30 protein-coding genes are annotated in these 26,563 nt (G+C 69.5%); 14 read left to right on the top strand and 16 right to left on the bottom strand.

Going from position 1 to position 26,563, the window contains the following annotated elements:
- Positions 1–8 precede the first annotated feature (8 nt).
- Positions 9–140, top strand: coding sequence for a hypothetical protein (locus N5095_RS20000; protein WP_267624946.1), 132 nt, complete (start codon positions 9–11; stop codon positions 138–140).
- Positions 141–254: 114 nt separating this feature from the next.
- Positions 255–3,131 carry a DEAD/DEAH box helicase gene (locus N5095_RS19995; RefSeq protein WP_267624945.1) on the top strand — a complete coding sequence of 959 codons (2,877 nt, stop codon included), beginning with the start codon at positions 255–257 and terminating at the stop codon, positions 3,129–3,131.
- A gap of 8 nt (positions 3,132–3,139) precedes the next feature.
- Here the strand turns inward: N5095_RS19995 and N5095_RS19990 are convergent, their stop codons facing one another.
- The 4 genes from N5095_RS19990 to N5095_RS19975 form a co-directional block, all read right to left on the bottom strand.
- Entirely contained in the window at positions 3,140–3,466 is a 327-nt protein-coding gene (locus N5095_RS19990; RefSeq protein WP_267624944.1) for a hypothetical protein, read from the bottom strand.
- 111 nt (positions 3,467–3,577) lie between these two features.
- The gene (locus N5095_RS19985; protein WP_267624943.1) at positions 3,578–3,961 is read right to left on the bottom strand and encodes a DUF7522 family protein; all 384 of its coding nucleotides are present in this window, start codon (positions 3,959–3,961) and stop codon (positions 3,578–3,580) included.
- Positions 3,962–4,086: 125 nt separating this feature from the next.
- Positions 4,087–4,302: a hypothetical protein gene (locus N5095_RS19980; protein ID WP_267624942.1), complete on the bottom strand. Its 216-nt coding sequence runs from the start codon at positions 4,300–4,302 to the stop codon at positions 4,087–4,089.
- 212 nt (positions 4,303–4,514) lie between these two features.
- A complete protein-coding gene (locus tag N5095_RS19975; protein ID WP_267624941.1) occupies positions 4,515–6,944 on the bottom strand; it encodes an AAA family ATPase in 2,430 nt (809 codons plus the stop codon).
- A 138-nt stretch (positions 6,945–7,082) separates the two neighbouring features.
- On the opposite strand from N5095_RS19975, the gene N5095_RS19970 reads away from it, so the two are divergent.
- Both N5095_RS19970 and N5095_RS19965 read left to right on the top strand, forming a co-directional pair.
- A complete protein-coding gene (locus N5095_RS19970) occupies positions 7,083–7,217 on the top strand; it encodes a DUF7128 family protein (RefSeq protein ID WP_267624939.1) in 135 nt (44 codons plus the stop codon).
- Between the two features lie 94 nt (positions 7,218–7,311).
- The gene (locus tag N5095_RS19965; protein ID WP_267624938.1) at positions 7,312–8,415 is read left to right on the top strand and encodes a DUF4352 domain-containing protein; all 1,104 of its coding nucleotides are present in this window, start codon (positions 7,312–7,314) and stop codon (positions 8,413–8,415) included.
- Positions 8,416–8,468: 53 nt separating this feature from the next.
- Here the strand turns inward: N5095_RS19965 and N5095_RS19960 are convergent, their stop codons facing one another.
- Both N5095_RS19960 and N5095_RS19955 read right to left on the bottom strand, forming a co-directional pair.
- The gene (locus N5095_RS19960) at positions 8,469–8,702 is read right to left on the bottom strand and encodes a DUF7508 domain-containing protein (protein ID WP_267624936.1); all 234 of its coding nucleotides are present in this window, start codon (positions 8,700–8,702) and stop codon (positions 8,469–8,471) included.
- A 3-nt stretch (positions 8,703–8,705) separates the two neighbouring features.
- The gene (locus tag N5095_RS19955; RefSeq protein WP_390203596.1) at positions 8,706–9,236 is read right to left on the bottom strand and encodes a DUF5796 family protein; all 531 of its coding nucleotides are present in this window, start codon (positions 9,234–9,236) and stop codon (positions 8,706–8,708) included.
- A 198-nt stretch (positions 9,237–9,434) separates the two neighbouring features.
- Here N5095_RS19955 and N5095_RS19950 point away from each other — a divergent pair, with 198 nt between their 5' ends.
- The 3 genes from N5095_RS19950 to trxA all read left to right on the top strand — a co-directional run bounded on the left by N5095_RS19950 (position 9,435) and on the right by trxA (position 12,185).
- Positions 9,435–10,931 (top strand): BGTF surface domain-containing protein, encoded by a 1,497-nt coding sequence (locus N5095_RS19950; RefSeq protein ID WP_267624934.1) that lies wholly within the window; start codon positions 9,435–9,437, stop codon positions 10,929–10,931.
- A gap of 128 nt (positions 10,932–11,059) precedes the next feature.
- Entirely contained in the window at positions 11,060–11,722 is a 663-nt protein-coding gene (locus N5095_RS19945; RefSeq protein WP_267624933.1) for a 2,5-diamino-6-(ribosylamino)-4(3H)-pyrimidinone 5'-phosphate reductase, read from the top strand.
- 127 nt (positions 11,723–11,849) lie between these two features.
- Entirely contained in the window at positions 11,850–12,185 is a 336-nt protein-coding gene (gene trxA / locus N5095_RS19940; protein ID WP_267624932.1) for a thioredoxin, read from the top strand.
- A gap of 55 nt (positions 12,186–12,240) precedes the next feature.
- On the opposite strand, the gene N5095_RS19935 is transcribed toward trxA, so the two are convergent.
- From N5095_RS19935 to N5095_RS19920, 4 genes are all read right to left on the bottom strand, one after another.
- Positions 12,241–13,056 carry an inositol monophosphatase family protein gene (locus tag N5095_RS19935; protein ID WP_267624931.1) on the bottom strand — a complete coding sequence of 272 codons (816 nt, stop codon included), beginning with the start codon at positions 13,054–13,056 and terminating at the stop codon, positions 12,241–12,243.
- A gap of 105 nt (positions 13,057–13,161) precedes the next feature.
- Entirely contained in the window at positions 13,162–13,305 is a 144-nt protein-coding gene (locus N5095_RS19930) for a hypothetical protein (protein ID WP_267624930.1), read from the bottom strand.
- 112 nt (positions 13,306–13,417) lie between these two features.
- The gene (gene hflX, locus N5095_RS19925) at positions 13,418–14,716 is read right to left on the bottom strand and encodes a GTPase HflX (RefSeq protein WP_267624928.1); all 1,299 of its coding nucleotides are present in this window, start codon (positions 14,714–14,716) and stop codon (positions 13,418–13,420) included.
- Positions 14,713–15,027: a DUF2209 family protein gene (locus N5095_RS19920; protein ID WP_267625358.1), complete on the bottom strand. Its 315-nt coding sequence runs from the start codon at positions 15,025–15,027 to the stop codon at positions 14,713–14,715. The genes hflX and N5095_RS19920 overlap by 4 nt, the downstream gene beginning before the upstream one ends.
- A gap of 477 nt (positions 15,028–15,504) precedes the next feature.
- On the opposite strand from N5095_RS19920, the gene N5095_RS19915 reads away from it, so the two are divergent.
- The gene (locus N5095_RS19915; RefSeq protein ID WP_267624926.1) at positions 15,505–15,837 is read left to right on the top strand and encodes an FUN14 domain-containing protein; all 333 of its coding nucleotides are present in this window, start codon (positions 15,505–15,507) and stop codon (positions 15,835–15,837) included.
- Positions 15,838–16,072: 235 nt separating this feature from the next.
- Here the strand turns inward: N5095_RS19915 and N5095_RS19910 are convergent, their stop codons facing one another.
- On the bottom strand, positions 16,073–16,798 hold the full coding sequence (locus N5095_RS19910) for a ribosome assembly factor SBDS (RefSeq protein WP_267624925.1): 726 nt from the start codon (positions 16,796–16,798) through the stop codon (positions 16,073–16,075).
- 79 nt (positions 16,799–16,877) lie between these two features.
- Positions 16,878–17,471, bottom strand: a complete 594-nt coding sequence (locus tag N5095_RS19905; protein WP_267624924.1) for a sulfite oxidase-like oxidoreductase — start codon at positions 17,469–17,471, stop codon at positions 16,878–16,880.
- Positions 17,472–17,771: 300 nt separating this feature from the next.
- Between N5095_RS19905 and N5095_RS19900 the strand changes: the two genes are divergently transcribed.
- From N5095_RS19900 to N5095_RS19890, 3 genes are all read left to right on the top strand, one after another.
- A complete protein-coding gene (locus N5095_RS19900; RefSeq protein ID WP_267624923.1) occupies positions 17,772–17,987 on the top strand; it encodes a DUF7120 family protein in 216 nt (71 codons plus the stop codon).
- 80 nt (positions 17,988–18,067) lie between these two features.
- On the top strand, positions 18,068–18,346 hold the full coding sequence (locus tag N5095_RS19895) for a UPF0058 family protein (RefSeq protein ID WP_267624922.1): 279 nt from the start codon (positions 18,068–18,070) through the stop codon (positions 18,344–18,346).
- A 189-nt stretch (positions 18,347–18,535) separates the two neighbouring features.
- Positions 18,536–20,227: a rhomboid family intramembrane serine protease gene (locus tag N5095_RS19890; RefSeq protein WP_267624921.1), complete on the top strand. Its 1,692-nt coding sequence runs from the start codon at positions 18,536–18,538 to the stop codon at positions 20,225–20,227.
- Positions 20,228–20,436: 209 nt separating this feature from the next.
- Here N5095_RS19890 and N5095_RS19885 read toward each other — a convergent pair whose 3' ends face one another.
- Positions 20,437–21,060 (bottom strand): METTL5 family protein, encoded by a 624-nt coding sequence (locus N5095_RS19885; protein ID WP_267624920.1) that lies wholly within the window; start codon positions 21,058–21,060, stop codon positions 20,437–20,439.
- On the bottom strand, positions 21,060–21,503 hold the full coding sequence (locus N5095_RS19880; RefSeq protein ID WP_267624919.1) for a DUF7961 family protein: 444 nt from the start codon (positions 21,501–21,503) through the stop codon (positions 21,060–21,062). Before N5095_RS19880 ends, N5095_RS19885 begins: the two co-directional genes overlap by 1 nt.
- A gap of 275 nt (positions 21,504–21,778) precedes the next feature.
- Here N5095_RS19880 and N5095_RS19875 point away from each other — a divergent pair, with 275 nt between their 5' ends.
- Complete coding sequence (locus tag N5095_RS19875; RefSeq protein WP_267624918.1) at positions 21,779–22,738, top strand: transcription initiation factor IIB; 960 nt, start codon at positions 21,779–21,781, stop codon at positions 22,736–22,738.
- Between the two features lie 353 nt (positions 22,739–23,091).
- On the opposite strand, the gene N5095_RS19870 is transcribed toward N5095_RS19875, so the two are convergent.
- Positions 23,092–24,765 (bottom strand): flippase activity-associated protein Agl23, encoded by a 1,674-nt coding sequence (locus tag N5095_RS19870; RefSeq protein WP_267624917.1) that lies wholly within the window; start codon positions 24,763–24,765, stop codon positions 23,092–23,094.
- A 160-nt stretch (positions 24,766–24,925) separates the two neighbouring features.
- Here N5095_RS19870 and N5095_RS19865 point away from each other — a divergent pair, with 160 nt between their 5' ends.
- Both N5095_RS19865 and N5095_RS19860 read left to right on the top strand, forming a co-directional pair.
- Positions 24,926–25,246 carry a DUF7964 domain-containing protein gene (locus tag N5095_RS19865; protein WP_267624916.1) on the top strand — a complete coding sequence of 107 codons (321 nt, stop codon included), beginning with the start codon at positions 24,926–24,928 and terminating at the stop codon, positions 25,244–25,246.
- The gene (locus N5095_RS19860; RefSeq protein ID WP_267624915.1) at positions 25,243–25,386 is read left to right on the top strand and encodes a hypothetical protein; all 144 of its coding nucleotides are present in this window, start codon (positions 25,243–25,245) and stop codon (positions 25,384–25,386) included. The genes N5095_RS19865 and N5095_RS19860 overlap by 4 nt, the downstream gene beginning before the upstream one ends.
- 63 nt (positions 25,387–25,449) lie before the next feature.
- Here the strand turns inward: N5095_RS19860 and N5095_RS19855 are convergent, their stop codons facing one another.
- Entirely contained in the window at positions 25,450–26,409 is a 960-nt protein-coding gene (locus N5095_RS19855) for a nucleoside hydrolase (protein WP_267624914.1), read from the bottom strand.
- Positions 26,410–26,563: the final 154 nt, after the last annotated feature.

Raw genomic sequence — 26,563 nt, 5'->3', positions numbered from 1 at the left:
CCGAGCCGATGAAAGCATCCACCATCGTCGTCGTCATCGGGCTGTTGCTCGCGGTCTTCGGCCTCCCGATTCCGGGCCTCTCGGTGCTGGGCATCCTCATCGTCCTGCTCGGCCTCGGCGCCCGGTTCCTCGACTTCTGAGTACCCGCTCGGAGACTCTCGGTGTCGGGAGGCGCCGAGAATCTCCGCCGGCCTACAGCCGCCAATGTACCGCGAGCGGAGGGCTTAACCCCCAGAAACCGCTAGCGAAGTCGAATGTCGAAACAGGAGCTGGCCGACGGTGCGGACGCGTTCACGCACCTCGGCTCTCGCGTCCGGGACGCCCTCTCCGAGCGCGGCTTCTCCACCCCGACGGAGCCACAGCGCCGGGCCATCCCGCCGCTCGCCGCGGGGCGTAACGCGCTCGTCCTCGCGCCCACCGGCACGGGGAAGACGGAGACGGCGATGCTCCCCGTCTTCGATTCTATCGCCGAGGCCGACCCCCGAGAGGGCATCTCGGCGCTGTACATCACCCCGCTCCGGGCGCTCAACCGCGACATGCGCGAGCGTCTCGACTGGTGGGGCGACTACCTCGACCTCGACGTGCAGGTGCGCCACGGGGACACGACCCAGTACCAGCGGAGCAAGCAGGCGGACGACCCGCCGGACGTGCTCGTCACGACGCCCGAGACGCTACAGGCGATGCTGACGGGGAAGAAGCTCCGGAAGGCCCTCCGGGACGTACACCACGTCGTCGTCGACGAAGTACACGAGTTGGCCTCGTCGAAGCGCGGGGCACAGATGACGGTCGGGCTCGAACGCCTCCAGGTGCTCTCGGGGCCGTTCCAGCGCATCGGCCTCTCCGCCACCGTCGGCTCCCCCGAAGAGGTCGCGAAGTTCCTCACGGGGTACCAGGACGACCCTCGGCGCTCCGACCACAACGCCGACCGCGACTACGCGGTCGTGGAGGTCGACGCCGGGAGTTCGGTCGACTTCACCGTCGTCCGGCCCGAGGTGACGCCGGAGGACGAGCGACTGGCGGGGAAACTCGCCACCGACGACGAGGTGGCGAGCCACGTCCGAGTCATCCGGGACCTCGTGCGCGAGCACGAGTCGACGCTGATATTCGTCAACACCCGACAGACCGCCGAGGCGCTCGGCTCGCGCTTCAAGACCATCGACGAGCCGGTCGGTATCCACCACGGGTCGCTGTCGACCGACGCCCGCATCGAGGTCGAGGACGCGTTCAAGTCGGGCGAGCTGGACGGCCTCATCTGCACCTCCTCGATGGAACTCGGCATCGACGTCGGGCGCGTCGACCACGTCGTCCAGTACAACAGTCCTCGTGAAGTGGCCCGCCTGCTCCAACGCGTCGGGCGCGCGGGCCACCGGGAGGGCGCCGTCAGCCGCGGGACCGTGGTCACGGCCAGCCCAGACGATACGATGGAGGCGCTGGCCATCGCCCGCCGCGCCGAGGCCGACGAGGTCGAACCCGCGAACATCCACCACGGGAGCCTCGACGTGGTCGCGAACCAGATCGTCGGGATGGTGATGGACGTCGGCGACGTCTCGGCGAGAGAGGCCTACGAACTCCTCACCCGTGCCTACCCGTTCCGCGACCTGACCGAGGAGACGTTCCGCGACGTGGTGCGCGAGGTGTCGAAGAGCCGGCTGGTGTGGCTCGACGAGGAGGCCGACCGCATCGAGAAGTCGGGCGGGACGTGGCAGTACTTCTACGCCAACCTCTCGATGATTCCCGACGAGGAGACGTACGAGGTCAACGACATGTCCTCCCGGCGGCAGATAGGCACCCTCGACGAGCGCTTCGTCGTCAACTTCGCCCAGCCGGGGGAGGTGTTCATCCAGCGCGGCGAGATGTGGCGCATCAACGACATCGACGAGGAGGAAGGGAGAGTAAACGTCGCGCCCATCGAAGACCCGGCCGGCGAGGTGCCGTCGTGGACCGGCCGCGAGATTCCGGTCCCGATGGCCGTCGCCGGCGAGGTCGGAGAGATGCGTGACGTGGCCGCCCCGCAGTTCGAGTCCGGCGGCGACCTCGCTTCCGTAGCCCGGCAGTTCCTCGGGCGCTACCCGAGCGACGAACGCACCGTCGAGACGGCGCTCGAACCCGTCGAGCGACAGGTGGCGTCCGGACACCCGATGCCGACCCACGACCGCGTCGTCGTCGAGGGACAGGGCCGGTCGGTCGTCGTCGACGCCGCTTTCGGGCACACAGTGAACGAGACGCTCGGCCGAGTCATCTCGGCCCTGCTCGGCCAGCGCACCGGGTCGTCGGTCGGGATGGAGGTCGACCCCTACCGCATCGAGTTGGAGGTCCCGCCCCGGACCGGTCCGCACGACGTGGTCGACGTGCTCGAATCGACCGACCCCGACCACGTCGAGGCGCTGCTCGAACTCGCGCTGAAGAACTCCGACTCGCTGAAGTTCACCCTCGCGCAGGTGGCCGCGAAGTTCGGCGCGCTCAAACGCTACCAGGGGAACAGCCGCTTCGGCGCCGACCGACTCATGGCCGCGCTCAAAGATACCCCCGTCTACGACGAGGCGGTCCGGGAGGTGTTCCACCGCGACCTCGCCGTCGAGGAGACCGCCGACGTGCTCCGTCGACTCCATGACGGTGACCTCGAACTCGTCACCGCGCGGGAGCGCACCCCCATCGGGGTCGCGGGCCGCTCGTCGGGCCGGGAGTTGCTGGTGCCCGAGAACGCCGACGCCAGCGTCATCGAGGCCATCAAGGAGCGCATCCAGGACGACCGGGTCATCCTCTTCTGTCTGCACTGCCAGGACTGGCAGCGCAAGACGAAGGTGCGGCGAGTGCCCGACCAGCCGGAGTGTCCCGACTGCGGGTCGACGAGAATCGCCGCGCTCAACCCGTGGGCCGAGGAGGTCGTGAAGGCCGTCCGCGCGCCCGAGAAGGACGAGGAACAGGAGCGCATGACCGAACGGGCGTACCAGTCGGCGAGTCTCGTGCAGGGCCACGGGAAGCAGGCCGTGGTCGCGATGGCCGCTCGGGGGGTCGGTCCGCACAACGCGGCGCGCATCATCTCGAAGCTCCGTGAGAACGAGGAGGACTTCTACCGCGATATCCTCTCACAGGAGCGCCAGTACGCGCGGACGCAGTCGTTCTGGGACTGATTTCGGGGTCAGTACGGCCCTCCGTCGGTCCGCCGGTCCGGGAGGAACGGCGCGACGAACGCCAGCAGCGCGACGATACCGAGGAGGAGTCCCAGCTCCGTCGTCAGCACGCTCAGTGCGAGACCGTGCACCTCGTCGAACACGACGGGGCCGTCCGCCAGCGCCCGCATCCGTTCGGGCTCGTTGTACAGCAGGATGGGAACCCCGAGGGCGACGACGACGAACGCGGTCCGGAGCACGGCCCGCATCAGCCACTTGAACGGTCCGAGCGGGCTCCCCGTGATGTAGTCGACCTCGCGCTTCACCTTGCGGGGCCACGACTGCGACCTCACCACTCGTCACCGCCGACGCGTCCGTGCATGACGGTATCGATTGGCGGGGAGCCGGCATAGCTGTATCTCGCCGTCGACACGTCGGCGCGGTGTCCGACGCGTCGACGCGTCGCTTCACTCCCACTCGTTCAGCGTCTCGACCACCGCCGCCGACAACGCCTCGAAGTCCTGCATCGTGATGCCGTCCGTCGTCACGAACACGCCCGAGTCTTCGAGCGTGATACGGACGAGGTAGCCGTTCTCGAACACGCGGATGGTGTAGCGATACTCCCCGAGTTCGGAGCCGCGGTACGCGTCCTGCGTGGTCTTGAAATCGTGCCACTCGTTGCCGATGAAGGAGCTGAGGTCGGCGTCGCGTTCGAGGTCCGAGCGGAGGTACAACTGCTGGTAGTCGAAGCGGTTGAAGTACGTCAGCGAGCGCAGGCTGTCGCCGACGGCGGTCCGGCAGGTCGTCGTCAGTCGGTCCCGGGCTTCCTCGGGCAGGAGGTCGTCGTCCATACTGGTGGGGTGACACCGAGGCACAAATAGCCGGCGTTCGGGGCGACAGTTCGGAGGGCGGGTTGGCCTCGGGAACCGCCGGTGTCGGATGGTCCACCCACGTACCGACGGCGGTGTCGACTGATTCACCGACGCCTGAGTCTGCCAACCACGGCGACGCCCCCGCCGAACAGGAAGAACGCGCCCACGGTACCCACGAAGTAGGGCATGAGAAAGAGCACCCCGTCGCCGGGCGCCTCGGTCAGCGAGACGGCGACCGCGACCGCGACCAGGAGGACCCCCGTCATCACCAGTGCTCCGCCGAACGCGACGGCGCGTCTCGTCTCGTCGTCGACCTGCATACCCGCCGCGAAGGACCGTCGACGCATAGGGTTTGTCGCCGCGGACCACGCGGGCCACGTCGGCGACGTGGCCCGGTTCAGCTCCTCGCGGGAGGCCTCCGAGTACCGGCTCCGTAGGCGTGACGAGGACGTTCTCGCGGCCGACGAGGGGAGAGTCCTCGGGCGGCTCCTCGGCGAGCACGTCGACGGCGGTTTAGCCGACCTCGCCGGCGTCAGGCCAGCGTCGGCGACACGGTGTCGAGCGCGGCCTCGAAGTGTTCGTCGCGGAGCACCACCTCGTCGGCGTGCTCGTTCGCCGTCTCGCCCTCGTAGCGCTCGGTCACGTCCTTGATGGCGAGCATCGCGGCCTCCCGGCAGACGGCCTGCACGTCGGCGCCGGTGTAGTTCGCGGTCCGGCTCGCGAGGTCGTCGAGGTCCACGTCGTCCGCGAGGGGCTTGTCGGCGGTGTGGACGGCGAATATCTTCCGGCGGCCGGCCTCGTCGGGCGCCGGCACTTCGACGTGGGACTCGAGGCGGCCGGGCCGCAGGAGCGCCGGGTCGAGCGCGGGCTTCCGATTGGTGGCCGCGAGGACGACGAGGTTCGGGTTCTCGGAGAGCCGGTCGAGTTCGGTCAGGAGTTGGGAGACGACGCGCTCGCCGACGCCGGAGTCGCTCCCGCCGCCGTCTCTGGTCGTCGCGATGGCGTCTATCTCGTCGAAGAAGACGATGGCCGGGGCGGCCTGTCGGGCGCGCTCGAACACCTTCCGGACGGCCTTCTCGGACTCGCCGACGTACCGGTCGAGCAGTTCGGGGCCGGCGACGTGGATGAAGTTGACGCCGGTCTCGCCGGCGATGGCCTTCGCGAGCAGCGTCTTCCCGGTGCCCGGCGGGCCGTGCAGGAGGACGCCCGTCGGCGGGTCGGCGTTGGCGGCGTCGAACAGCGGGCCGTAGGTCAGCGGCCACGTCACCGACCGCTGAAGCGTCGCCTTCGCCTCGTCCAGCCCGCCCACGTCGGCGTACGTCGTACTCGGCTGTTCGGCGACGTACTCCCGCATCGCGCTGGGCTCGACGCTCGCCATGGCCGCGTCGAAGTCGCTCCGGGTGACCTGCAGGTCGTCGATGGCGATGCCGGTCGCCGACCGGGTGTCGTCGTCTCCCTCCCCGTGCGCATCCGCCGACTCCCCGTCGGCGCCGTCGCCCTCGTCTTCGTCCTCGCCCCGGTCACCGTCGCCGACGCCGACGCTCCGGGGTTTCTCGGGTCCGCTCCCCCGACGGAGTCGTCGGAGCGCCGTCATCGCCGCCTCCTTCGCCAGCGACTCGAGGTCGGCGCCGACGAACCCGTAGGTGCGGTCGGCGACGCGGTCGAGGTCCACGTCGTCCGCGAGGGGCATGTTTCGGGTGTGGACGTCGAGAATCTCCCGCCGGCCGGCCTCGCCCGGGACGCCGATTTCGATTTCGCGGTCGAAGCGCCCGCCGCGTCGGAGCGCCGGGTCGAGGTCGTCGACGCGGTTCGTGGCGCCGATGACGACGACCTCGCCACGGCCCTCCAGACCGTCCATCAGCGAGAGGAGTTGGCCGACGATGCGGTCCTCCATGTCGCCGCCCTCGTCGCGCTTCCCGCCGATGGAGTCGATTTCGTCGAAGAAGACGACGGTGGGCGCCTCGTTCCGGGCCTCGGCGAACGTCTCGCGCAGGCGCTCCTCGCTGTCTCCCTTGTACTTCGAGACGATTTCGGGCCCCGAGACGGAGATGAAGTGCGCGTCGACCTCGTTGGCGACGGCCTTCGCGATGAGCGTCTTCCCCGTGCCGGGCGGCCCGTGGAGGAGGACGCCCTTCGGCGGTTCGACGCCGAGCCGAGTGAACAGCTCCGGCTCGGAGAGGGGGAGCTCTATCATCTCGCGAACGAGTTCGAGTTCTTCGTCCAGCCCGCCGATGTCCTCGTAGCTGACGCCCGTGCGCTGGTGGTTGGCGGCCCTCCCCGACTCCGACGTGGACCCTGCCCCTGCCCCCGCTCCCGATGCTCGGCCGCCGCCGGAGGACCCCGCTCCCGACGCCCCGTCGACGTTCGAGGCCGAAGACGAGGACGAGGTGGAACTCGGGGCCGACCCCGTTCCCGTCGTCCGCGACCCGGCGCCCGGCCCGGACCCGGAGCGGACCGTGTCGTCGGCGAAGGCCACCTCCACGCGCGTCTCGTCGGTGACGCTCACGATTCCGTCGGGAGAGGTGCGCTCGACCACGAACGCACTGCCGCCGAGACGTTCGATGCGAACCCGCTCCTCGGCGTGGAGCGGGCGGTTCAGCAGTTCGCGCCGGACGGCCTCGACGACGACGTCCCGGCTCGTGTTCGAGAGGTCGTCGGGGGCGGCGAGGGTGACGGCGTCCGCCTCCTCGACGTCCTCTTTTCTGACCCGAACGGTGTCGCCGATGTGGACCCCCGCGTTGCCACGCGTGTCGGCGTCGACGAGCACCGTCCCCTCCTCGGCGAGGCCGCGGCCGGGCCACACCTTCGCCACCGTCTCGCGCTCGCCGGCGACGACGACGGTGTCGCCGCTGATGACGGAGAGCGCCTGCATCGCCGACTGCGGGAGCCGGGCGATTCCCCGGCCCGCGTCGCGCTTCTCGGCGCCGCGGACGCTGAGTTCGAGTCCGGAATCGTCGCTCATGGCCGACCGTTGGCGTGGCCCCCGCTTTAGCGTTGGCCCCGGGGAGGCGACCCCGTCACCGCGGGTTTGCGCTCGGCTCGGTCCGGCGCCGTCACGGGTGGGGCAACCGTTTTGTTCCGCCCCGTCCGAGGTGTGCGTATGGTCACCACGACCCAGAAGGAGGAGGCGACGTGGTACGAGTGCGAGAAGTGCGGCCTCCTCTTCGACGCCCAGGATGACGCCCGACAGCACGAGAAGACGTGCGACGCGGAGGACCCGTCGTACCTCCAGTGACCTCCGGCCGACTCTCCGGCTCCCGTGACGTTCGGTTCGGAGGACACCTCACCGTACAAAGCCTATAATCGACGATTGCGTACTCCGCTCGAAGATGACACCCCGATTCACCAGGAGAGACTTCGTTCGGGCGGGTGGGGTCGCGGCGGTCGCGACGCTGGCGGGCTGTGGGGCCGGGGGTGGCGACCCGTCGCCGGGAAACGCGAGCGAGAACGAGTCCGCAGGGGGGAACGCGACGGCGAGCGGCGACGGCGCGACCGACGGTGACGTAGCCGGCGGCGGGACGGACGCCGTCGCGGGCGGCGGCGACGCCGCCATCGTCGGGCAAACCGTCGAGTATCCGTCGCTCGAGTTCCTCGTCACCGAGGCCACGACCATCCCGACGCTCCAGCGCGGCACCGTCGAACTCGAACCGGACGAGGGGATGACCTTCTACCGGCTCCGGTATGCCTTCAGGAACGTCGACGACGCGTACCTCGCGCTGGGGTTCGACGCGTTCGAACTCGACGACGGGACCGGCGAGCGCCACGACGTAGAGGACTTCTTCAGCCCCGAGTTGCTCGCGAACTTCGGCGGGCTCGCACTCGCACCCGGGGAGATGCAGACCGCGACGGCGACGTTCGAGATTCCGGTCGACGCTCCCGCGCCGACGTTGCACGTCACGCCGTCCGTGCGCCGGCTGCCGGCCGACTTCGAGGCGCTCCCGGAGGCGGCCGTCGACGTGGTCTCGGCCGCGGAGACGCCCGCGACGCTGACTCAGACCTTCCGGAACGTCCCCGGCGTCGGCGAGGAGGCCCGCGTCGCCGGCATCACCGCGCGGGTGGCGGACGTGGCGTTCGTCGACGAGGTGCCGGAGTTCGACAGACCCGAGGGCGTCGAGTACGCCGTCGTCGACCTCTCGGTGGCGAACGACTCCGCCATCCCCATCGTCGCGGACGTGGGCGGGGTCGGCGGGATGGCGCTCACCGACGCGCTCGGTCGGTCGTTCGCCCGCCGACTCGAACTCCCGGGCGAGTTCGAGGGGCGACCGGCCTACGACGGCGAGCTCGTCGAGCCAGGGCAGTCCGCCGCCGGCGTGCGAATCGTGGAGGTCGCACCCGACGCCTCGCCGCTGTACTTCACCTACGCCGTCGCCTCGGACCTCTGGGCGGTCGGGACGGGCGAGGCGGTCAACAAACTGGTGTGGCGGCTCCGCTGAGTCGGAGGCAGCGTCGGCGTCGGCGCGCGACGACCGCTCGAACCCGACTCGTCTTACTCGTGGCTCTCGGCGATTCGCTCGGCGTGCTCCCTCGACGTCGCCGCCTCCCATCGCACCTGCGCCGCGTCCCCGTAGGCCATCACCTCCTTCAACTCGTCGCGGAGGACGCCGACGCCGCGGCCGATTCGCTCGCCCGACCCGTCGCCGAGTTCGTAGTAGCCGTAGCGCTCGGGAGCGCTCCCGACGGTCGAGGCGTCGAGGGTCCGCCACGCCTTTCTGAGGGCCACCGTTCAGACTCCCTCGTCGGCGTCGGTCGCGTCGCTCGACTCTGTCGTGTCTGCGTCGCTCGACTCGCCCGCGTCCTCGCCGCTCGGCTCGTCAGCTCCCGCCTCGTCGGACGAGACGATCTCGTAGCTCTGTTCGCTCCAGTCGTCCTCGGCGAAGACGAAGACGCGGCCGCGGGCGACTTCGGGGTCCGCCGTCACCTCGGTGCGCTCGCTCCCCAACCGGTGGACCGTCACGCCCGGGAACACCTCCTCCTCTTCGTCCCCGTCGAGGAGGATGCGCCCGACGCCGGAGCCCTCGAGGATGTCGTCGTCGGTCTTGTAGTCGTTGACGTACAGCATCACGCCCTCCGTCTCCGTCGGGTCGGTGACGAGTACGTGGGTCTCCTTGCCCGGGGCGGTCGTCACCGACCCCTCGCGCTTCTGGGGAACTCCGCGGTACACCGCGGTCCGACCGTCGAGGTACTCCACCTCGACCCCGTAATCGACGAGCGATATCGAGACGGTGCTCGGGGCGACGTCGTTTCGCTGGCTCATTTGCCGGAGGTAGCCACGGTGACGGGAAAAGCGTCGCGTCTCTCCGGTGGGTCGCCGACCGCGGCCGCTCGACTCCGAGGCCCGATTCGATGGTCAGGCCGGACCTGGCTGGGACTCCGAGCGTCTCACCTCGGAAAATAAAATTTCTGACCGGTACGTATTTGTGACAGTTAGTTAATTGTATACTAACAGTCACCGATGTCCCCGTCACCCCCTCCACGTCGGTTCCGGTCGCTCCTGCTCGTCGCCCTCGTCCTCGGTTCGGTGTACGTCGGCGGTGCCGGTACCGGGAGCACCGGGAGCACGAGTGTCACCGTCGGCACCGGGACGGCCGTCGAACAGGTGGGCGACGTCGCGACGTTCACCGTCGAGCTCGACGGCTCCAATCAGGCCCGCGTACAGGTCGGCACCGAGGCGGTGAACTATCGGGTGAACCTCACCATCCGCGGGAAGCAAGGAGAGCGGGTCACGATTCACATGAACACCTACGAGGCGGGTGGCTGGCGCGGTGCGTCCGCCGAAGAGGTGTTCTCGGTGCCGAACGCCACGCTGGTGAGCGCCACCCGGGAGACCCCGACGCTCGAGGCACCCGTGGACACGGGGACCTACCGGGTCTTCACCCGGGTCGACGGCGGGCTGACGGACATCGGCGTGCTCGAACTCGAGGAGCGGGAGACTCGCGGCCTCACCCTCTACACCGCACCGCGCGGGACCTCGACGGGGTCGCTCGAGGCCGTCATGGCGAACGCGACGGCGCTCTCGACGAACGCCTCCGAGACGGCGGCGGTCGCGCGGGGCGACTACCTCGTCGCACGGGTCGACGCGACCGGACTCTCCGGCTACGTCCGGACCGTCGACGACGTCCAACAGGCGACCGACGGCGTCCGGCTCTCCGTCTCGACCGAACGGTTCAATCAGGGGCGGCGCTTCGTCGATATCCAGTCGGGCCGGCTGTTCACCGCCGACGAGCGGCTGTACCTCGTCCTCGACACGGACGACTTCGACGCCGAACCCGGCGACAGCTTCCGGACCCAGTTCACCGTCGACGGGTCGAAGAACCCCTACGTCGCGGCCGGCGAGACGGAGCGACGCACGCGTACCGTCACGGTGAAGAAGCGCCGAATCGGCGTCGGGGGAGACCCGCTGGTCGTCGAGGCGGCGGGCGGCCAGCGCGTCGACATCGGGACGACGCTCGCTCCGGGGACGCGGCTGAACGTCCGAGCCGTCTCCAGGTCGGTCGACAATCTGTTCGTGAAACGCCAGACGGTGACGGTCTCCGAGGCCGGAACGGCGTCCGCGACGTTCGACTTCGGCGACGTGACGGGACGGACCGCCTTCGAGATTCGCTTCGGCGGGGAGGGAGTCTCCCACACGGCCTACGTCGGTGGCGACCCGAACGCGACACCGACGCCGACCCCGACGCCCGAACCGACGCCGACTACCGCGGAGCCGACGCCGACGGTGGCTCCCACATCGACCCCCACAGCCGAGCCGACGCCGACCACCGTCGGGACGGTCGACGCGGCCGCCACGACGGACGCGAACTCGTCGACGGCGAACGAGTCCTCGGGTGGCCTGCTCGCCCCGGTGTCGGACCTGCGAGAGCGCGCGCCGGACGTGCCGCTCGGGCCACTCGAAATCGGCGGCGGGACGCTCCTCCTACTCCTCGCCGGCCTCGCACGGCGCCTGCTGTAGACCGGGGACTGCCGGACGAGCCGGCGATTCCGCGCACCGTCGCCCGACGAATCGACGGTCTCGGCGGGCCGGCGCCCGCCGCACCGAAACGCCAATGTCGCCGACCCGCACATGGCCACTCGAACACCATGCACGTCGTGGTCAACGCGGCGACGAGCGTCGACGGGAAGCTGGCCTCCCGACGGCGCACCCAGCTGAAGATTAGCGGGCCCGAGGACTTCGACCGGGTGGACCGGGTCCGTGCGGCCGCCGACGGCGTGATGGTCGGCGTCGGTACCGTGCTCGCAGACGACCCGCGACTCGCCCTCGACGTGGAGGACCGACGCGTCGAGCGGCTCAAGAACGGCCGACCGGGGAACCCCGCCCGCGTCGTCGCGGACTCGACGGCCCGGACGCCGCCGGACGCCCGAATCCTCGACGACGCGGCGACGACGTACCTCCTCGTGAGCGAGGCCGCCCCCGAGGAGCGCGTCGAGGCGCTCCGCGAGCGCGGCGGGGTCGTCGTCGTCGCCGGCGACGACCGGGTCGACCTCCCGGGCGCGTTCGAGCGCCTCGAATCGCGGGGGCTCGACCGGCTGATGGTCGAAGGGGGCGGCGAACTCATCTTCTCGCTGTTCGAGGCCGACCTGGTCGACGAACTCTCGGTGTACGTCGGGTCGATGGTCGTCGGCGGCCGGGACGCGCCCACGCTCGCCGACGGGGAGGGGTTCGTCGAGGCGTTTCCGCGGCTCACACTGGAGGCGGTCGACAGGCTGGACGACGGCGTCGTGCTCTCGTACACGGTCGAGTGACCGCCGCTCGGCTTCGAGTGATCGACGGGACCCCGCTCCGGCGGGACCACATCGCGATTTCCCGGTCGTGCGCGCCGCCGGCATACGGGCTGAATAGTTAAACGGTCGGCGCTGTAACCACTCGTCGATGAGCGAAACTCAGCAGACTGGCGCGCCGATTCACGTCGAGAGCGCCGACCACCTGCAGGAGCTCGTTTCGACCCACGAGATCGTCCTCGTGGACTACTACGCCGACTGGTGTGGCCCGTGCAACATGCTGGAGCCGACGGTGAAGGAGATCGCCGCGGAGACCGACGCGGTCGTCGCGAAGGTCGACATCGACGAACTCCAGGCGCTCGCGAAGGAGGAGGGCGTGCGGTCGGTACCGACGCTCCAGTTCTTCGCGAACGGCGAGCCCGCAGAGCGCGTCGTCGGCGTCCAGAGCAAAGAGGACCTGACGGCCATCGTCGAACGCCTCGGCTGAGTCGGCGCGCCGGCGGCGCTTCGCCGTTCTCACGCCGACTCCCACCGACTGCCCCTTACAGCCCGCCGAACGCCTCGACCAACTCGTCGTGCGCTCGGCCGTTCGACACGAGTAGACTCTCCGAGGCGCCCGTCCAGCGCTCGCCGGCGAGGTCGGTGACGACGCCCCCGGCCTCGCGGACGAGGTAGACGCCGGCGCGCGTGTCCCACGGCGGGAGCGACACCGTCGAGACGGCGGCGTCCAGTTCGCCGGCGGCGACCATCGACAGGGTTAGCTGGCCGCTTCCCACCCGCCGAAGGTCGCCGAGCCGGTTCGCGACGACGCCCGTCACCGCCGCTAGCCCCGTCCGGTGGGCCGGGGAGAGGCCGAAGACGGGGTCGACGGTGAACGTCGCCAGGTCGGCGCGGTCGCTGGTGGTGCAGGGACCGTCGCTCCGCGTCGACCCGTTCCCGAGCGCGACGTAGGACTCGCCGAGGGCCGGAGCCCGGTTGACGGCGCCGACGACGGCGCCGTCGCGGACGAGCGCGACGCTCGTCGTCCAGTTGCGGTTGCCGGCGACGTAGTTGTTCGTCCCGTCGATGGGGTCGACGACCCACGCGTACCCCGTTTCGGGAATCTCCTTCTCGGCGCCGTCCTCTTCGCCCACCAGCGCGTCGTCGGGGAACGCGTCGGCGACGCGGTCGGCGACGTGGCGTTGAACCGCGCGGTCGACCTCGGTCACGCTGTCGAGCGGTCCCTCTTTCGTCTCCACGGTGACGACCTCGCGGAACGACTCGAGCGCACGCTCGCCGCCCTCGCGAGCCACCTCCGCCAACAGGCTCCTGCGCCCGTCGAACTCGTCGCCTCCGCTCTCCTCCTCGTCGACTACCATACTCGCCGGTCGGCCCGACCGGTGTTGAAACCCACCGACTGCCGGCCGCCGGCTATCGACCGTCGGACGTCGACAGTCGACCGCTGACCACCGGCCGACGGCCGCTCACTCGACGCGCGCGAACTCGACCCGGTGACCGACCGCCGAGCGGTGGCTCTCGGCGACCGTCTCCGCGTCGGCCCGTCGGTCGACCACCGACTCCGTCCGGCACTCGCGACACACCACGTGGAACACACCACTCTCTCTCATCGCTCGTACCGACCACACCCGTCTGCATAAGTAATGACTGGTTAGCGGACGTGACGGTGTCGGTTTGGAACGGGTTACTCGGCGGTCGGCACGACGGGCGAGGCCGTCGGCCTCAGTTCGATTCGACGGTCGCGAGGTCGGCGGCCTTCGCGCGGGCGCGCTCGACGATGGCGGGTTTGGCCTCGAACTCCAGCACGACGTGGTCTCCCTCGTACTCCTCGCGCTCGACGTGGCCGTGGTCGTGGACCCACGAGACGACGCTCATCGTCCGGTCGGTCATCGGCAGGAGGAGTCGTTCCTGTTGCCACTCGGGGAGTTCGGTCTCGATTCGGGCGGAGAGCGCCTCGACGTTCTCGCCCGTGGCCGCCGAGACGCTCACCGGGTTCGGTGCGAGCGCCGACAGCGCCTTCTTCTTCTCTTCGAGCTCCTCGGGCGGCACTTTGTCGACCTTGTTGAGGACGGTGACGATGGGCGCCTCGTTGCGCTCGTAGAGGGTGTCGTGACAGGTGACGAGCTTCTCGCGCATCTCCTCGACGGACTCGCTGGCGTCGACGACGAGGAGGACGAGGTCGGCTCTGTACACCGAGTCGAGGGTGGACTTGAACGACTCGACGAGCCAGTGTGGGAGGTTCGAGACGAACCCGACGGTGTCGGTGAGCAGTACGTCGCGCTTCCCGGTGTCGGCGCGGCGGGTCGTCGTTCCCAGCGTGGTGAACAGCCGGTCCTCGGACTCGGCGGTCGGGTCGAGGTCCGGGTGGAGTTCCTCGTTCTGGTCCACGTCGAGGTCCGACGCGAGCCGGCGCAGGAGCGTGGACTTCCCGGCGTTCGTGTAGCCGGCGAGCGCGACGAGGTCGAAGCCGGACTCGCGGCGCTGTTCGCGCCGGCTCTCCTCCTGCTCGGCGATGCGGTCCAGCTCCCGCTTGATGGTCGAAATCTGCTTTTTGATGTCCTGTTCGCGGCTCTCGTCGTACTCGCCGAGCCCCATGAACCCCGGGCGCTCGTCGCGCTTCGCGAGCGAGGCCTTCGCTTCGGCGCGCGGGAGTTCGTAGCGCAGTTCGGCGAGTTCGACCTGGAGCTGAGCCTTCCGGGTCTGGGCGCGCTGACCGAATATCTCGAGGATGAGGGTGAATCGGTCCAGCACTTCGACGCCCTCGGGGAACTTCCCGCCGAGGTTGTACGTCTGGTAGGGGCCGAGGCTGTTGTCGAAGATGACGACCTCGGCGCCGCTGTCGGCGACGACTCGCGCGAGTTCGTCGGCCTTCCCCTCGCCGATGTGGTAGGCGGCGTCCTCCTCGCGGGACTGGGTGAGGGTGGCGACGACGTCGTAGCCGGCGGCCTCGGCGAGTTCGACGATTTCGCTCAGGTCGGCGCGACCGGAGTCGACGCGCTTTGCGACGACGGCGCGGCTCATCGGACCAACTCCCGGGCGGCGTACGCGGCGTGGTGTGCGGCCTGCACGGTCTCCCGTTCGGCTATGCTCTCGATGTACTTGAACCCCGGTCGGAACGAGAGGGCGACCGTGCCGGCTGGCTCCTCGTAGAACTCGCCGTGTTCGGTGACGACGGGTCCCTTCGGCACCGTCGGGAGTTCCGACACCGCCTCGCCGGCCACGGCAAGCGTCGCGTCGAGGGTCGGCCCCTCCCGACTCGTCGCGAACCCAACCCCGAGCACGCTCCGGATGCGGTCGGAGTCCACGTCGGCGTGGACGGCGGCGGCGACCATCAGGTACTCGCCGGCCTCCTCGTGGCGACCGCTGATGTCGACGCCCACGACCTCAGGGACGGGCGTTCTCCACCTCGATTCCGTGTTCCATGTGCGCGCGTAGGGCACGGCGGATATTGAAGCTTCTCGGCGTCCTCGGCGAGCGAATGCGAGGTGCGAGCCGAGCGAGCACCTCGGAGGGGCGAACGGCGGAGCCGTGAGCCAGCGAGCCGAGGGCAGGGAGGACGGTGAGCGAAGCGAACCGTCCGACCGTGTTGTCGACGAGCGGAGCGAGTCGGCAGAGCAGCGAGCCGGGAGCAGGGAGCGTTAGCGACCGTGTTCTCGGCGTCCTCGGCGAACGGATACGAGGTGCGAGCGCAGCGAACACCTCGGAGAGGCGAACGGCGAAGCCGTGAGCCAGCGACGCTCACCGACCGGTCCGACGCCCGTCAGACATCAGGCGAAAAGAATTTATTTTGAATCGACATACCCTCGACTATGCTAGAGGTGCCTCTCCAGCTCGTCGACGTGCGCCAACTCGGTATCGAGGCCGGGTCGGGCGCCGTGGTGGGCGGAATCGTCGGCTTCGCGGCGAAGAAGGTCGCGAAGCTCGTCGCAGTCATCGTCGGGCTCGAACTCGCGCTGTTCAAGTTCCTCGAGTCCCGGGAGATTCTCTCGGTGGACTGGGAGCGACTGACCGCCGGGTTCGTGAAGACCAGCCAGCAGGCCACCAACGGTGCCCCGCCGGACTGGGTGATGACCATCCTCTCGACGCTCTCCATCTCGGGCGGGTTCACCGCCGGCTTCCTCGTCGGCTTCAAGAAGGGGTAGTCGGCGACGGTCGCTCAGTTCGGTCCGTTCTTCCGTCTCACCCGTACGGCGGCCGCTTCGATGTTCTCGTCGTCGAGACACCCGTCGACCCGCCTCGACGTGCGTCTTCACGCTCTACGGCGCGGCGTAGACGACGAGTCCGACGTCGCCCGCGAGAGGTGTCAGAAGGCTTCCCGAGACGAGGCCGGCCATCAGCCAGCCGAGCGGGCCGCCGTCGCAGAATCGGACCGCCGGCCTACCGCGTGCCGATCTCGTCCTCGTCTTTGATGATTCGCGTCTCGGCCTCGCCGCTGGTGTGCTCGTTCACGAGGTCGTAGAAGTCGTTCTGCATCCCGGCGGGGAACGTCATTACCCCGACCCACGAGCCGTCGGCCTGCCACTCCTCGCGCTCGAGGTCGCCGAAGCTCCGCACCCGCGCCTGCGCCTTGCCGGCGTACTGCGCCGGGATGTTGACCGCGACGGTGATCTCGGCGAAGCGGATGGGGAGCACCGGGCGAAGGGCGTCGAGCGCGTCGTCGACCTGGGTCTCGACCTGCTCCATCGGGTCGACGCGGAAGCCGGCCTGTTCGAGCGCGCGTTCGATGCGGTCGGGCGGGTGCGGGGCGTCGTCCATCTGCGGGTTCACCGCGTTGCGCGCGATGGTGTTGATGAGCTGCTTTCGCTTCTGCTCCTGCATCTCGCGGCGCTGCTCGGCCGTGATCTGAATCTCCCCGCGTTCGACCACTTCGGGGATGATTTCGAGGGGGTCGGTGGTGTCGAACACCTTCTTGAGGTCCTCCTCGGCGGGTCGGTCGCCGCGGGAGGCGTCCTCGAACACGTCCTCGGCTGCGATGACGTCCTGGAGGTCGCCGTCGAACTCGCCGCGTTTCATCGCGAGCGCCGCGTCGGGGTCGATGAGCACCTCGAAGCGCGCACCGTGTGATTCGAGCCGGGCGGTGACCGCATCGTCGAGTGAAATCATGTCACGAGGTACTGTCCCCGAGGATAAAAGCCCTCCCCGACCGAGGAGTCCCGTCGGGCGATTCGCCGTCCCGTTCGGACTAACTGTAGCGCTCCTCGTCCCACGGGTTCGCCGTGTTCGAGTAGCCCCGCTTCTCCCAGTACCCCCGCTCGGGGTCGGTGAGGAACTCGACGCCGTTCACCCACTTCGCGCCCTTGTAGGCGTACTTGTGTGGGGTGACGACCCGGAGCGGGCCGCCGTGGTCGGCGGGGAGGGGCTCACCGTCGTACTCGTAGACGAACAGCACCTCGTCGCGCGCGCAGTCCTCGAGCGGGAGGTTCGTCGTGTACCCGTCCATCGCGTGGAACATGACGTGGACGGCGTCGGGGTCGACGCCGACCCGGTCGGCGAGCGTCGGGAAGGTGACGCCGGTGAACGCACAGTCGAACTTGCTCCAGCCCGTCACGCAGTGAAAGTCCTGGCGCTGGGTCTCGCTGGGGAGGTCGGTGAACTCCTCGAAGGAGAGCGAGAGCTCGTTCTCGACCGCTCCCCAGGCGTCGAACGTCCACGAGTCGCGGTCCCACGACGGCGTCCCGCTCTTCGAGAGGACCGGGAACCGCTCCGTCAGTCGTTGTCCCGGCGGGAGGCGCTCGTCGCCGAACTCCTCGTACAGACCGGTGACGTCGGTTACCATACCGAACCCAACGTCTGCGGTCACCTATCGGTGTCGACTTGGGTGTGGTCGGGACCGAGACGGCCGGGGCGTAAGAGACGGCGGAAACGAGAGAACTCGGGTGTGAGCGTCCGGGCGGTGGAGAAACGGGCGGAGAGCAGGAGAGCCCCTCCGTCCCCGGCCGGCGTCGAGTTCGCCGTGACGGAAAATTAGGTTGCCGAACAGAAAACCGATTTCTATCGAGTAAATCAAAAGCTCCGACAGCGCGAGAACCGCCCCGGTAGTTTTAAATGTGCCCTCTTCAAAGCCACGCCCGTTCAGATGCCGAAAGTCGAAATCACCGTCCCCGAACACCTCGAGATGCGGATCGCCCAGATGGTCGAGCAGGGGGAGTTCGTCGACCGCGAGGACGCGGTCGAGGAGTTGCTCTCGACGGGGATGAAGGCGTACAAGACGAGCGGACCGATGGACGACGACAACGAGCCCGGGTTCGAGGACGACGGGATGATGGGCCACGAGGACGAGTACGTCTTCTGAGACCTTCGAGGACGGGCCCGTCGCGACGTGTGACCGGGGCGCAAGTAATTCTTAAAGGGAGGACGTGCATACGGGCGGGTATGCACAAGGACGAACTGCTGGAGCTCCACGAACAGATGGTCGTCATCATGGAGCATTTCCGCTCCCGGGAGGAGGTCGACTCGGCTCTGTTCGAGCCGTACGAGCAGTTGGCCGTCGACCCCTCGCACGTCCACAAGTCGAAGAGCGAACACAAGCACGCCGTCTTCGTCCTCGGTAACGCCCTCGCGACGGCGATGAGCGACGACGAGTTCTCGAACGCCGGCCGCGTCGGCAAGCGGATGCAGGAACTCGCCGACGACGCCGAGTCGAAGCTGTAACCCGGACCCGTTTCCCGATTCCGCCCCCCGACCGGCGTTCCGTGAGCCACGGCGCCGCGTTCTCGCCGCGGTGCGGCCGGACTCGCCCGGTCCGCTCCGAGCGGGCCGACCCCCTTCGGCGGGCCACGCCGAGGGTCGACGGCGGCCGACTACCAGCGAGTTCAAGACGCCGCGGTGGTAGGGAAACACATGGTCGCGGTACCCGACTGGCTCCCGCTCCAGCAGCTCGCCGTCGTCGCCGCGTTCGTCCTGGCGCTGGCCCTGGTGCACCGGCTCGACCGCCCCGACGGCGAGTGGAGCCACCGGCTCCGGTCGCGCTTTCTCTTCGGCGTGCCGTGGGGGACGCTCCTCACCGTCGCGTTCGTCCTGACGGTGTATCTCACGCTACAGGACGGCCTCGACCACTGGTTCGCACCGACGGTGATTCCGTTCACCGCGTGGTCGTTCTTCTACCCGACCGGGATGTTGACGTCCGCGTTCGCACACTCCGGGCCGGGTCACCTCGTCGGCAACCTCGTCGGGACGGTCACTTTCGCCGTCGTCGCCGAGTACGCCTTCGGACACTTCCCTCGCAAGCGCGGCGCCTCGTCGTTCGGGGCGTGGCACGCGAACCCCTACGTCCGGGCGTTCGTCGTCTTCCCGACGGTCGTGCTCGTCGTCGGCGTACTCACCTCCCTGTTCGGGCTCGGCCCCGTCATCGGGTTCTCGGGCGTCGTGTACGCCTTCGCCGGGTTCGCACTCCTGTACTACCCGTACGCGACGGTGTTGGCGTTCGTCGCCGGACGCGTGCTCGACCTCACCTGGGGGGCGTTCGTCCGACCCGTCTCCACATTCTCCAGCCAGCCGGTGTTCTCGACGCCGTGGTTCGCCGACATCGCGCTCCAGGGGCACGCACTCGGTTTCCTCCTCGGCGCGCTGTTCGCACTGTGGCTCGCCGACCGCCGGGGGGATTCCTTCCCGTCGGCGCTCCGGCTGTTCACCGGTGCGCTCCTGTTTACGGTCTCGCAGTCGTTCTGGGCGGTGTACTGGTTCCGGGGGAGCGGTACCTTCGTCCTCTACCGGGCGGGCGGGTTGGCACTCGTCACCCTGCTCGCCGCCGTCGTCACCGCGGCGGCGACCGCCGACGGTCGGCGGCTGTTTCAGAACGTCTCCGTCCCGGGATGGGGGTCCGGCTCCGGCGGGTCCGCCCGGGCGTCCCTCGGGACGCTCACGGGGAAACAGGCCGCGATGAGCGTCCTCGTGCTCTCGACGGCGGCGATGGCCGGTCCCGCCGTCGGCGTCAACCTGCTCACCGTCGCCGACGACGACCTCCCCAACCGGGCCGTGAAGGTGAACGACTACGAGGTGACCTACGCCGAGAACGTCCAGAACGCGATGGTCTCCGTCGTCGACGTGGAGGCGTTCGGCGAGACGACGACGGTGAACACCTCCGGCGTCATCGTCCGGAGCCGCGAGCGCGGCATCTGGTTCACCGCCGTCAAGAAGTCGCGGCTCGCGTTCACCGGGTCGGCGCCGGTCCGCCTCGGCGGGGTCGGCTGGCGCGAACGGGTCGTCGCGAAGCGCTCCGGCTGGGTCCCGGCCGGCGCCGACCCCGTCTACCGCGTGAACCTCTCCGCCCGCGGCCGCGAGGTGCCGGTGTACACCTCCTCGCCGGCGACCGCGGAACCCGTCGTCGACGGGCGGAACGTGACAGTCGTCGCCGAGCGTAACCGGTTCCTCCTCGTCGTCAGACACGGCGAGGAGTCCGCACGGGCACCCATGCCGGCGAAGAACGAGTCGGTGACGCTCGAAGGGCTGACGCTCACACACGAGGGAAAGCGGCTGGTCGCGACCCGCGGCGAGACACGGGTGCGGGTCGCGAAGGCCGAGAAGTATCGGTAGTCGCAGGCTCGTCACCGACTACCGAGTCCGTCGGTCGTCGACCCCATCGGCCATCGAATCCGTCGGCCGTTGAGTTCGTCGGCCGTCGACCGTCGACCATCGAATCCGTCGGCCGCCCACCGTCCGACCCTCTCCCGGCAGTCGACACGGTCGACCGTCGGCGTCACTCGACGGTCGGCGTCGTTCGACCGTCGGCACGGTCGGACCGGTCAGCCCCACTCGATGCGGTACACTTCCGTCTCCAGTTCGCGGCGCTCCGACTCGTGGAAGTCGAACTGGTGGTCGACCGCGAAGTCGACGGCGAACGCGTGGGTGACCTCGCCCCCCTCGTCGGCGACGAGCGCCTCGACGAACTCGCGGCTCCCGGCGTTGTGGACCGAGTAAGAGACAGCGGCGAGGTCGGCGGCCGCGAGGAGGAACGCGCGGTCCGCCCCGCGGGCGCCGTCCTGAGCGCCGAAGGGCGGGTTCATCAGCACGGTCGTCGGCTCGTCGATGGCGAGCGGCGGCCGGGTGGCGTCGGCCTGCACCCAGTGGACGGGCGTCATCGACCCGACCCGACGCTCGTTCTCGCGTGCCGTCTCGAGGGCGGCACGGTCGAGTTCGACGCCGACGACCCGGGCGGGCCCTCGGAGAGCGGCGCCGAGGGCGAGCATCCCGGTCCCCGCCCCGAGGTCGACGACGGTCCGGCCGTCCACGTCGCCGTGGAGGTCGGCGAGGTGGACGAGGTGGGCGGCGACGTCCGGCGGCGTCGGGTACTGTTCGAGGGACGCACGCGGGTCCTCGAAGCCGGCGACGACCGCGAGTCGACCCTCCAGCGCCCGCTTGCTGGCCATTATCGAGCCGACTGTGACGCGTTCGGGCGGTCCCGGTCGAAGTCGAGGTTCACGTCCGCGTCCCCCTCCACCGTCAGTCGGACGCCCTCGCGGCCGGCGCGTTCCGCCAGCGCCCGGAGCGCGGGCGTGAGTTTCGCGGCGTCACACGTCGCGTCCTCCACCTCGACGGTGAGTCGTCCGGCGCCGAGGAGGGCGGCCGCGGCGACGAAGTCGCGCAGGCGGTCGACCTCGCGCTGGGTCGCGAGCGAGCAGTCGGTCTCGAACGCCGCGCTCGCACGGACGGCCGCCGGCTGGTAGCCGTCCGCTCCGAGTTCGGCCTTCAGCGACCGGAGGTAGTCGGCCGCGGTCGACTCGAGGTCCGTCGCCGCTATCTCGACGGGGGTGACTTGGGCACGGCGACAGCCGACGGGGGCCTCGGCGTCCGGGACGTGGGTGGTGCTCATGGCGTGTCAGGGGATATACTTTGGTAATACAAAAGTCTTCGTGAATGCACAGTGGTTATACGAAAACGCCCGCGTCCGGGTCGTCACGGTTCGACGTCGACAGGCGTCAGACAGGTAGCGGACGCGAACAGATAGATTCAGGTTCATCTCATCGAAGAGCCGGTTTTCACCGCCCTATGGCTTCCTTTCTCCTCTACTCGGCAAGAATCGAACAGAAAGTATCTAAATGGCGACTGTTACAAAGGTTTAAACCTTCCCCCACCCACAAGGTTTATATGGAGCGTCCAACCCGTCAGCGCCAGCGAGCCACGGAGACGGAGCCGGAGACACAGCAGGACGAGTCGGTCGACTGTCCGGAGTGTGGGTCCTCCGAGGTCATCACGGACGCGGACCAGGGGGAACTCGTCTGTGACGACTGCGGACTCGTGCTCGACGAGCAGACCATCGACCGCGGACCCGAGTGGCGCGCGTTCAACCACTCCGAGCGCCAGTCGAAGTCGCGTGTCGGGGCGCCCATCACCGAGACGATGCACGACCGCGGGCTGACGACGACCATCGACTGGAAGGACAAGGACGCCTACGGTCGGTCCCTGTCGTCGGAGAAGCGCTCGCAGATGCACCGCCTGCGCAAGTGGCAGGAGCGCATCCGCACGAAGGACGCCGGCGAACGCAACCTCCAGTTCGCGCTCTCCGAAATCGACCGGATGGCCTCCGCGCTCGGCGTGCCGCGCTCGGTCCGCGAGGTCGCCTCGGTCATCTACCGCCGCGCGCTCAACGAGGACCTCATCCGCGGGCGCTCCATCGAGGGCGTCGCCACCAGCGCGCTGTACGCGGCGTGCCGACAGGAGGGCATCCCGCGGAGCCTCGACGAGGTCGCGGAGGTCTCGCGCGTCCCGCAGAAGGAGATTGGCCGCACCTACCGCTACATCTCCCAGGAGCTCGGCCTCGAGCTGAAACCCGTCGACCCAAAGCAGTTCGTCCCCCGCTTCGCCTCCGCCCTCGGCCTCAGCGAGGAGGTGCAGGCGAAGGCGACCGAAATCATCGACGTCTCGGCCGAGCAGGGCCTGCTCTCCGGCAAGTCCCCGACCGGCTTCGCCGCCGCCGCCATCTACGCCGCCTCCCTGCTCTGCAACGAGAAGAAGACCCAGCGCGAGGTCGCCGACGTGGCGCAGGTGACGGAGGTCACCATCCGCAATCGCTATCAAGAGCAGATCGAAGCGATGGGCTTCCGGTAAGACGCTCGCTCGCCGTGCGGTCTCGCTGACCGCTTCTTCTTCTCTCTCCGTTCTCTCCTCGATTCCGTCCTCGACCGGCGTGTGCGTGGAACTGCACGCGGATTCCGGCCAGAGTCGGGGCCAGGAGTCAGAACCAGGCCCAGGAGTCAGAATCGGGCCCGGGCGCCGGAACCAGGCCCGCCCAGGGGACGAAGAGCGGGTCCCTCGTGACGGTGACGCCGACCGTATCGACTCCAACGGGCGGGACTCCGGGCCCACGGAGGCGCCCTCCGACGACGCGTTGTCGAGAGTACGGGGCCTACGTCTCGGCGATTGGCGGCCGCGCGCGGCGCCACGCCGTCTGCCCCCGGGCGCTACCGCCGCGTGAACACCACGACCTCGCGGTTCCAGAGCCCCAGCCGATAGCGGTCGACACGGTACTCCGACAGCGGCTCCCGTAGGTCGTCCGCGTACTGTGGCTCGGCGACGACGACCGGCGGCGACGACGACAGTTCTCCGGGGGCGCGGACGCTCGCGGTCTCGGCGCCCATCCGCTCGAAGTACCACGGGAGCGGCAGGCGGTTCCCCCACGCCGTCCCGACGGGCGGCTGTCGGGGGTCGTTCGGGCTGGTGTAGTACGCCTCGCCGACGTACACCACGTCGACAGCGTCGTTCCCTTCGATGGCGGCCGAAGCGTTCGCGACGAGCGGGTCGAGGTCGTCCGCCGGCTGGCCGTACTGGGCGAGGTGGTTGTCCCGGTCGCTGGGGCCGTAGGTCCCCCACGCCGCGACGCTGCCGACGTGGAGCAGGACGCCGACGACGAGCAGTGTCGCGACGAGCGTCCGCCCGGCGTCCCGGTCGCCGGCCGCGCGGCGACCGAACCGGAGGAGCGCCGCGGCGCCGACGGCGGCCGGCACCGAGAGCGGGACGAGGGTGTGCACCACGACCCACGGCGCGAGCTGTTCGGCCGTCACCGGGAAGAAAAACAGCGACAGCCCCGCCCAGAACGAGCAGAAGGCGACCAGCGGGCGCGTCCCCGGCCGATACCGGTCGTAGAAGAAGGCGCCGACGGCGAGGCCGAGCGTCGGGAGTGCGAGCGTCGCCAGCAGGTCGGCGTACCCCATCAGGAAGTCGAGAAGCGGGTGTCCGGCGCCGGTGCGGAGCCGGTTGTCGACTCGGACGCCGACGAAACGCTGGACGGGGACGACGAGCGTCGCCTCCAGCGCCCGAAGCCACCCGACGGGGTCGGCGAGGTCGAATCCTTCGCCGGGGGCCGACCGCGGCGCGTAGAAGACGACCCAGACACCCACGAACAGCAGGAACGACCGGGCGGCCGGCGTCACCCAGTCGTCGAGTCGTCGGGCGGCGGCCTCGGCGCGGTCGACCGTCGCGGCCCGACCCGCGCGGGCGACTCGGGCGTGGTCGACGACGAGGACCGCGGCGAGGAGGACGCAGACGAGCGTCGTGACGACGAACCCGCTCGCGGCGAAGGCGAGTCCCGCCGCGACGGCGGCGGGGTAGAGCGCCCGTTCCTCCCCGCGGTCGAGCGCGTACAGGACCGCGCCGACGGCGACGAAGGCGAACGCGGCGAGGGGCACGTCGCCCCGGAGCGCCCGGGAGTAGTAGACGAGCGTCGGACTGACCGCGAGGACGACCGCGAGGACGACGGTCTCGTCGTCGCGGAGCCGGTGACGGTAGAGCAGGGCCGCGAGCGGGAGGAGGCCGCCGACGAGCGCGACGACGAGCCGGGCGCTCGCGTCGCTCGCGCCGAGGAGCGCGAACACCCACCGGTCGACGATGTAGAGGAGCGGCCCGCCGGCGACGGGGCGGTACTCGAAGGCGCCGGTCTCGAGGTAGCGAAGCGTCCAGTAGCCGACGCGACCCTCCCCCCAGTGGAAGGGCCGGCCCCCCAGGTCGACGAGTCGGAGGAGGAGCGCGAGGGCGGCGAGGCCGACGACCGCGGCGGTCGTGCGGTCGACCCGGCCGTCGACGGCACGCTCGGCGGTGTCGACGACCCGGTCGAGACGGTCGGCGGCGCGACGCGACATGTCCTCCCGTGGCGGGGCGCGCGAAAGAAGCTTTTCGACTTCGTCGGGGTGTCGACGAGGTATCGGTGGGATATCGCGAGACTCCCGGCACCCACGGCGGCCGTCGGACACGTCGACGGCCGTCGGAAGGGTCAACTCCTGGGCCGACGAACCCGAGAGCATGAGCATCCTCGACTCGCTGCCGGACCGACCGCTCACCGACGGCGAGGTCGCGAAGCTGAATCGCGCGAACAGCGTCGAACTGGCCGTCGCCGTCGACCCCGGGGAGAACGCCGCGGACGCAAACGAGGGGGCGACGGAGGCGCTGTTGCTCGGCACCGACCGCTGGGTGAAGGCGTTGGTGCGTGACGCCGGCTGGCACGTCGTCGAGACCGTCTCGCTCGACGAGTCGGAGCGCTACGAGGCCATGCGGGCCTGCGAGGACGCCGTCCGAGCCTACCGTCGGGAGAGCCGCCCGGCCGAGGAGCCGTCGGGGTCGTGAGCAAGTTCACCGAGGGGGTCGCCTACGCGGTGTGGGACCTGCTCCACGCGCTCTCGATTATCCTGACGCTGCTGTCGCCGATTATCGCCCTCGTCGTCCTGGTCGTGCTGGTCGTCAAACGACGGAAGGACGGGGCGTAGTTCGGTCCGGGTTCGAACCGTCCGCTCCGGTCGGAGCCGAATCGGTCGGTCCGCGCCCCGAACTCAGAGCGGTCGGTCCGGGTCCCGTTCCTCCAGTAGCCCGTCGACCATCGCCAAGAACAGGTCGTGGTCGGCCTCGTGAACGACCGTCGTGCGTGCTTCCCCGTCGGTGACGCCGTCGACGTCGACCGTGCTGTACCCGCGGGTCAACCCCTCGCGTTCGTCCACGTCCGCGTGGTAGGTGCCGACCTCCTCGCGGAGTTCGGGCGCGAGCATGCAGGCCGCCGCGAGCGTGTCCGGCGAGGTGGCGCCGTCGACGCCCTGTTCGTCGCGGGTGAACTCGCGGACGGGCCCGGCGAGTTCGAGGAAAAACTCCGAGAGCTCCGTGTCGTAGCCGCGGATGCGCTCGAAGTCCTCGCCCGGAATCAGCGAGGCCTCGAGACAGAGCCCCCAGTCGACGAGGTGGACGTCCAACTCCCGGAGGGCGACCTTCGCCGCGTCCGGGTCGACCCAGAAGTTGTACTCCGCGGCGGGCGTGACGTTGCCGCCGCAGTTTACGGCCCCGCCCATCACCCACACCTCGTCGAGCAACTCGTTCAACTCGGGCTCGCGCCGGAGCGCCAGCGCGACGTTGGTCAGCGGGCCGATACATAGCAACGACACCTCCCCGGGGTGGTCGCGAGCGGTCTCGACGATGAAGTCGGGACCGAACCCCTCGGCGGAGTCGATTCCCGTCTCGGGAAAGAGGTCGCCCCCGAGGCCGCCCTCGCCGTGGACGTAGTCGGCGTGTTCGTACTCCTTCAGGAGTGGTTGTCGTGCGCCCTCGTAGACGGGTACGTCGTCGGCGGCGTCCGCCAGTTCGAGCGTGTACTTCGCGTTCTCGACCTCCCTGTCGAACTCGACGTTGCCGGCGACCATCGTCAGCCCCTCGACGGTCGCTCGCTCCGAGAGGACGGACAGGAGAATCGCCTGCGTGTCGTCGCCGGCCGTGTCGGTGTCGACGATGACGCGCTGTGTAGACATACCTCGGTGGTTCACAGGGGGAGGGGAAGTCCGTTGTGGACGGTCGCAGAGGTTGGGGCGACTCTCGGGGGCCGGGAATCGCGGTGACGGATTTACTCGCCGGCCGCGTAGCCTCCGGTAGCGGCGACAGTCGAGTCGACCGCGACAGGAGCAC

Source organism: Halobium salinum, assembly GCF_026586625.1.
GTDB lineage: Archaea > Halobacteriota > Halobacteria > Halobacteriales > Haloferacaceae > Halobium > Halobium salinum.
The sequence above is the reverse complement of the archived record's forward strand: the minus strand, read 5'-3'. Positions and strand labels throughout refer to the sequence as shown.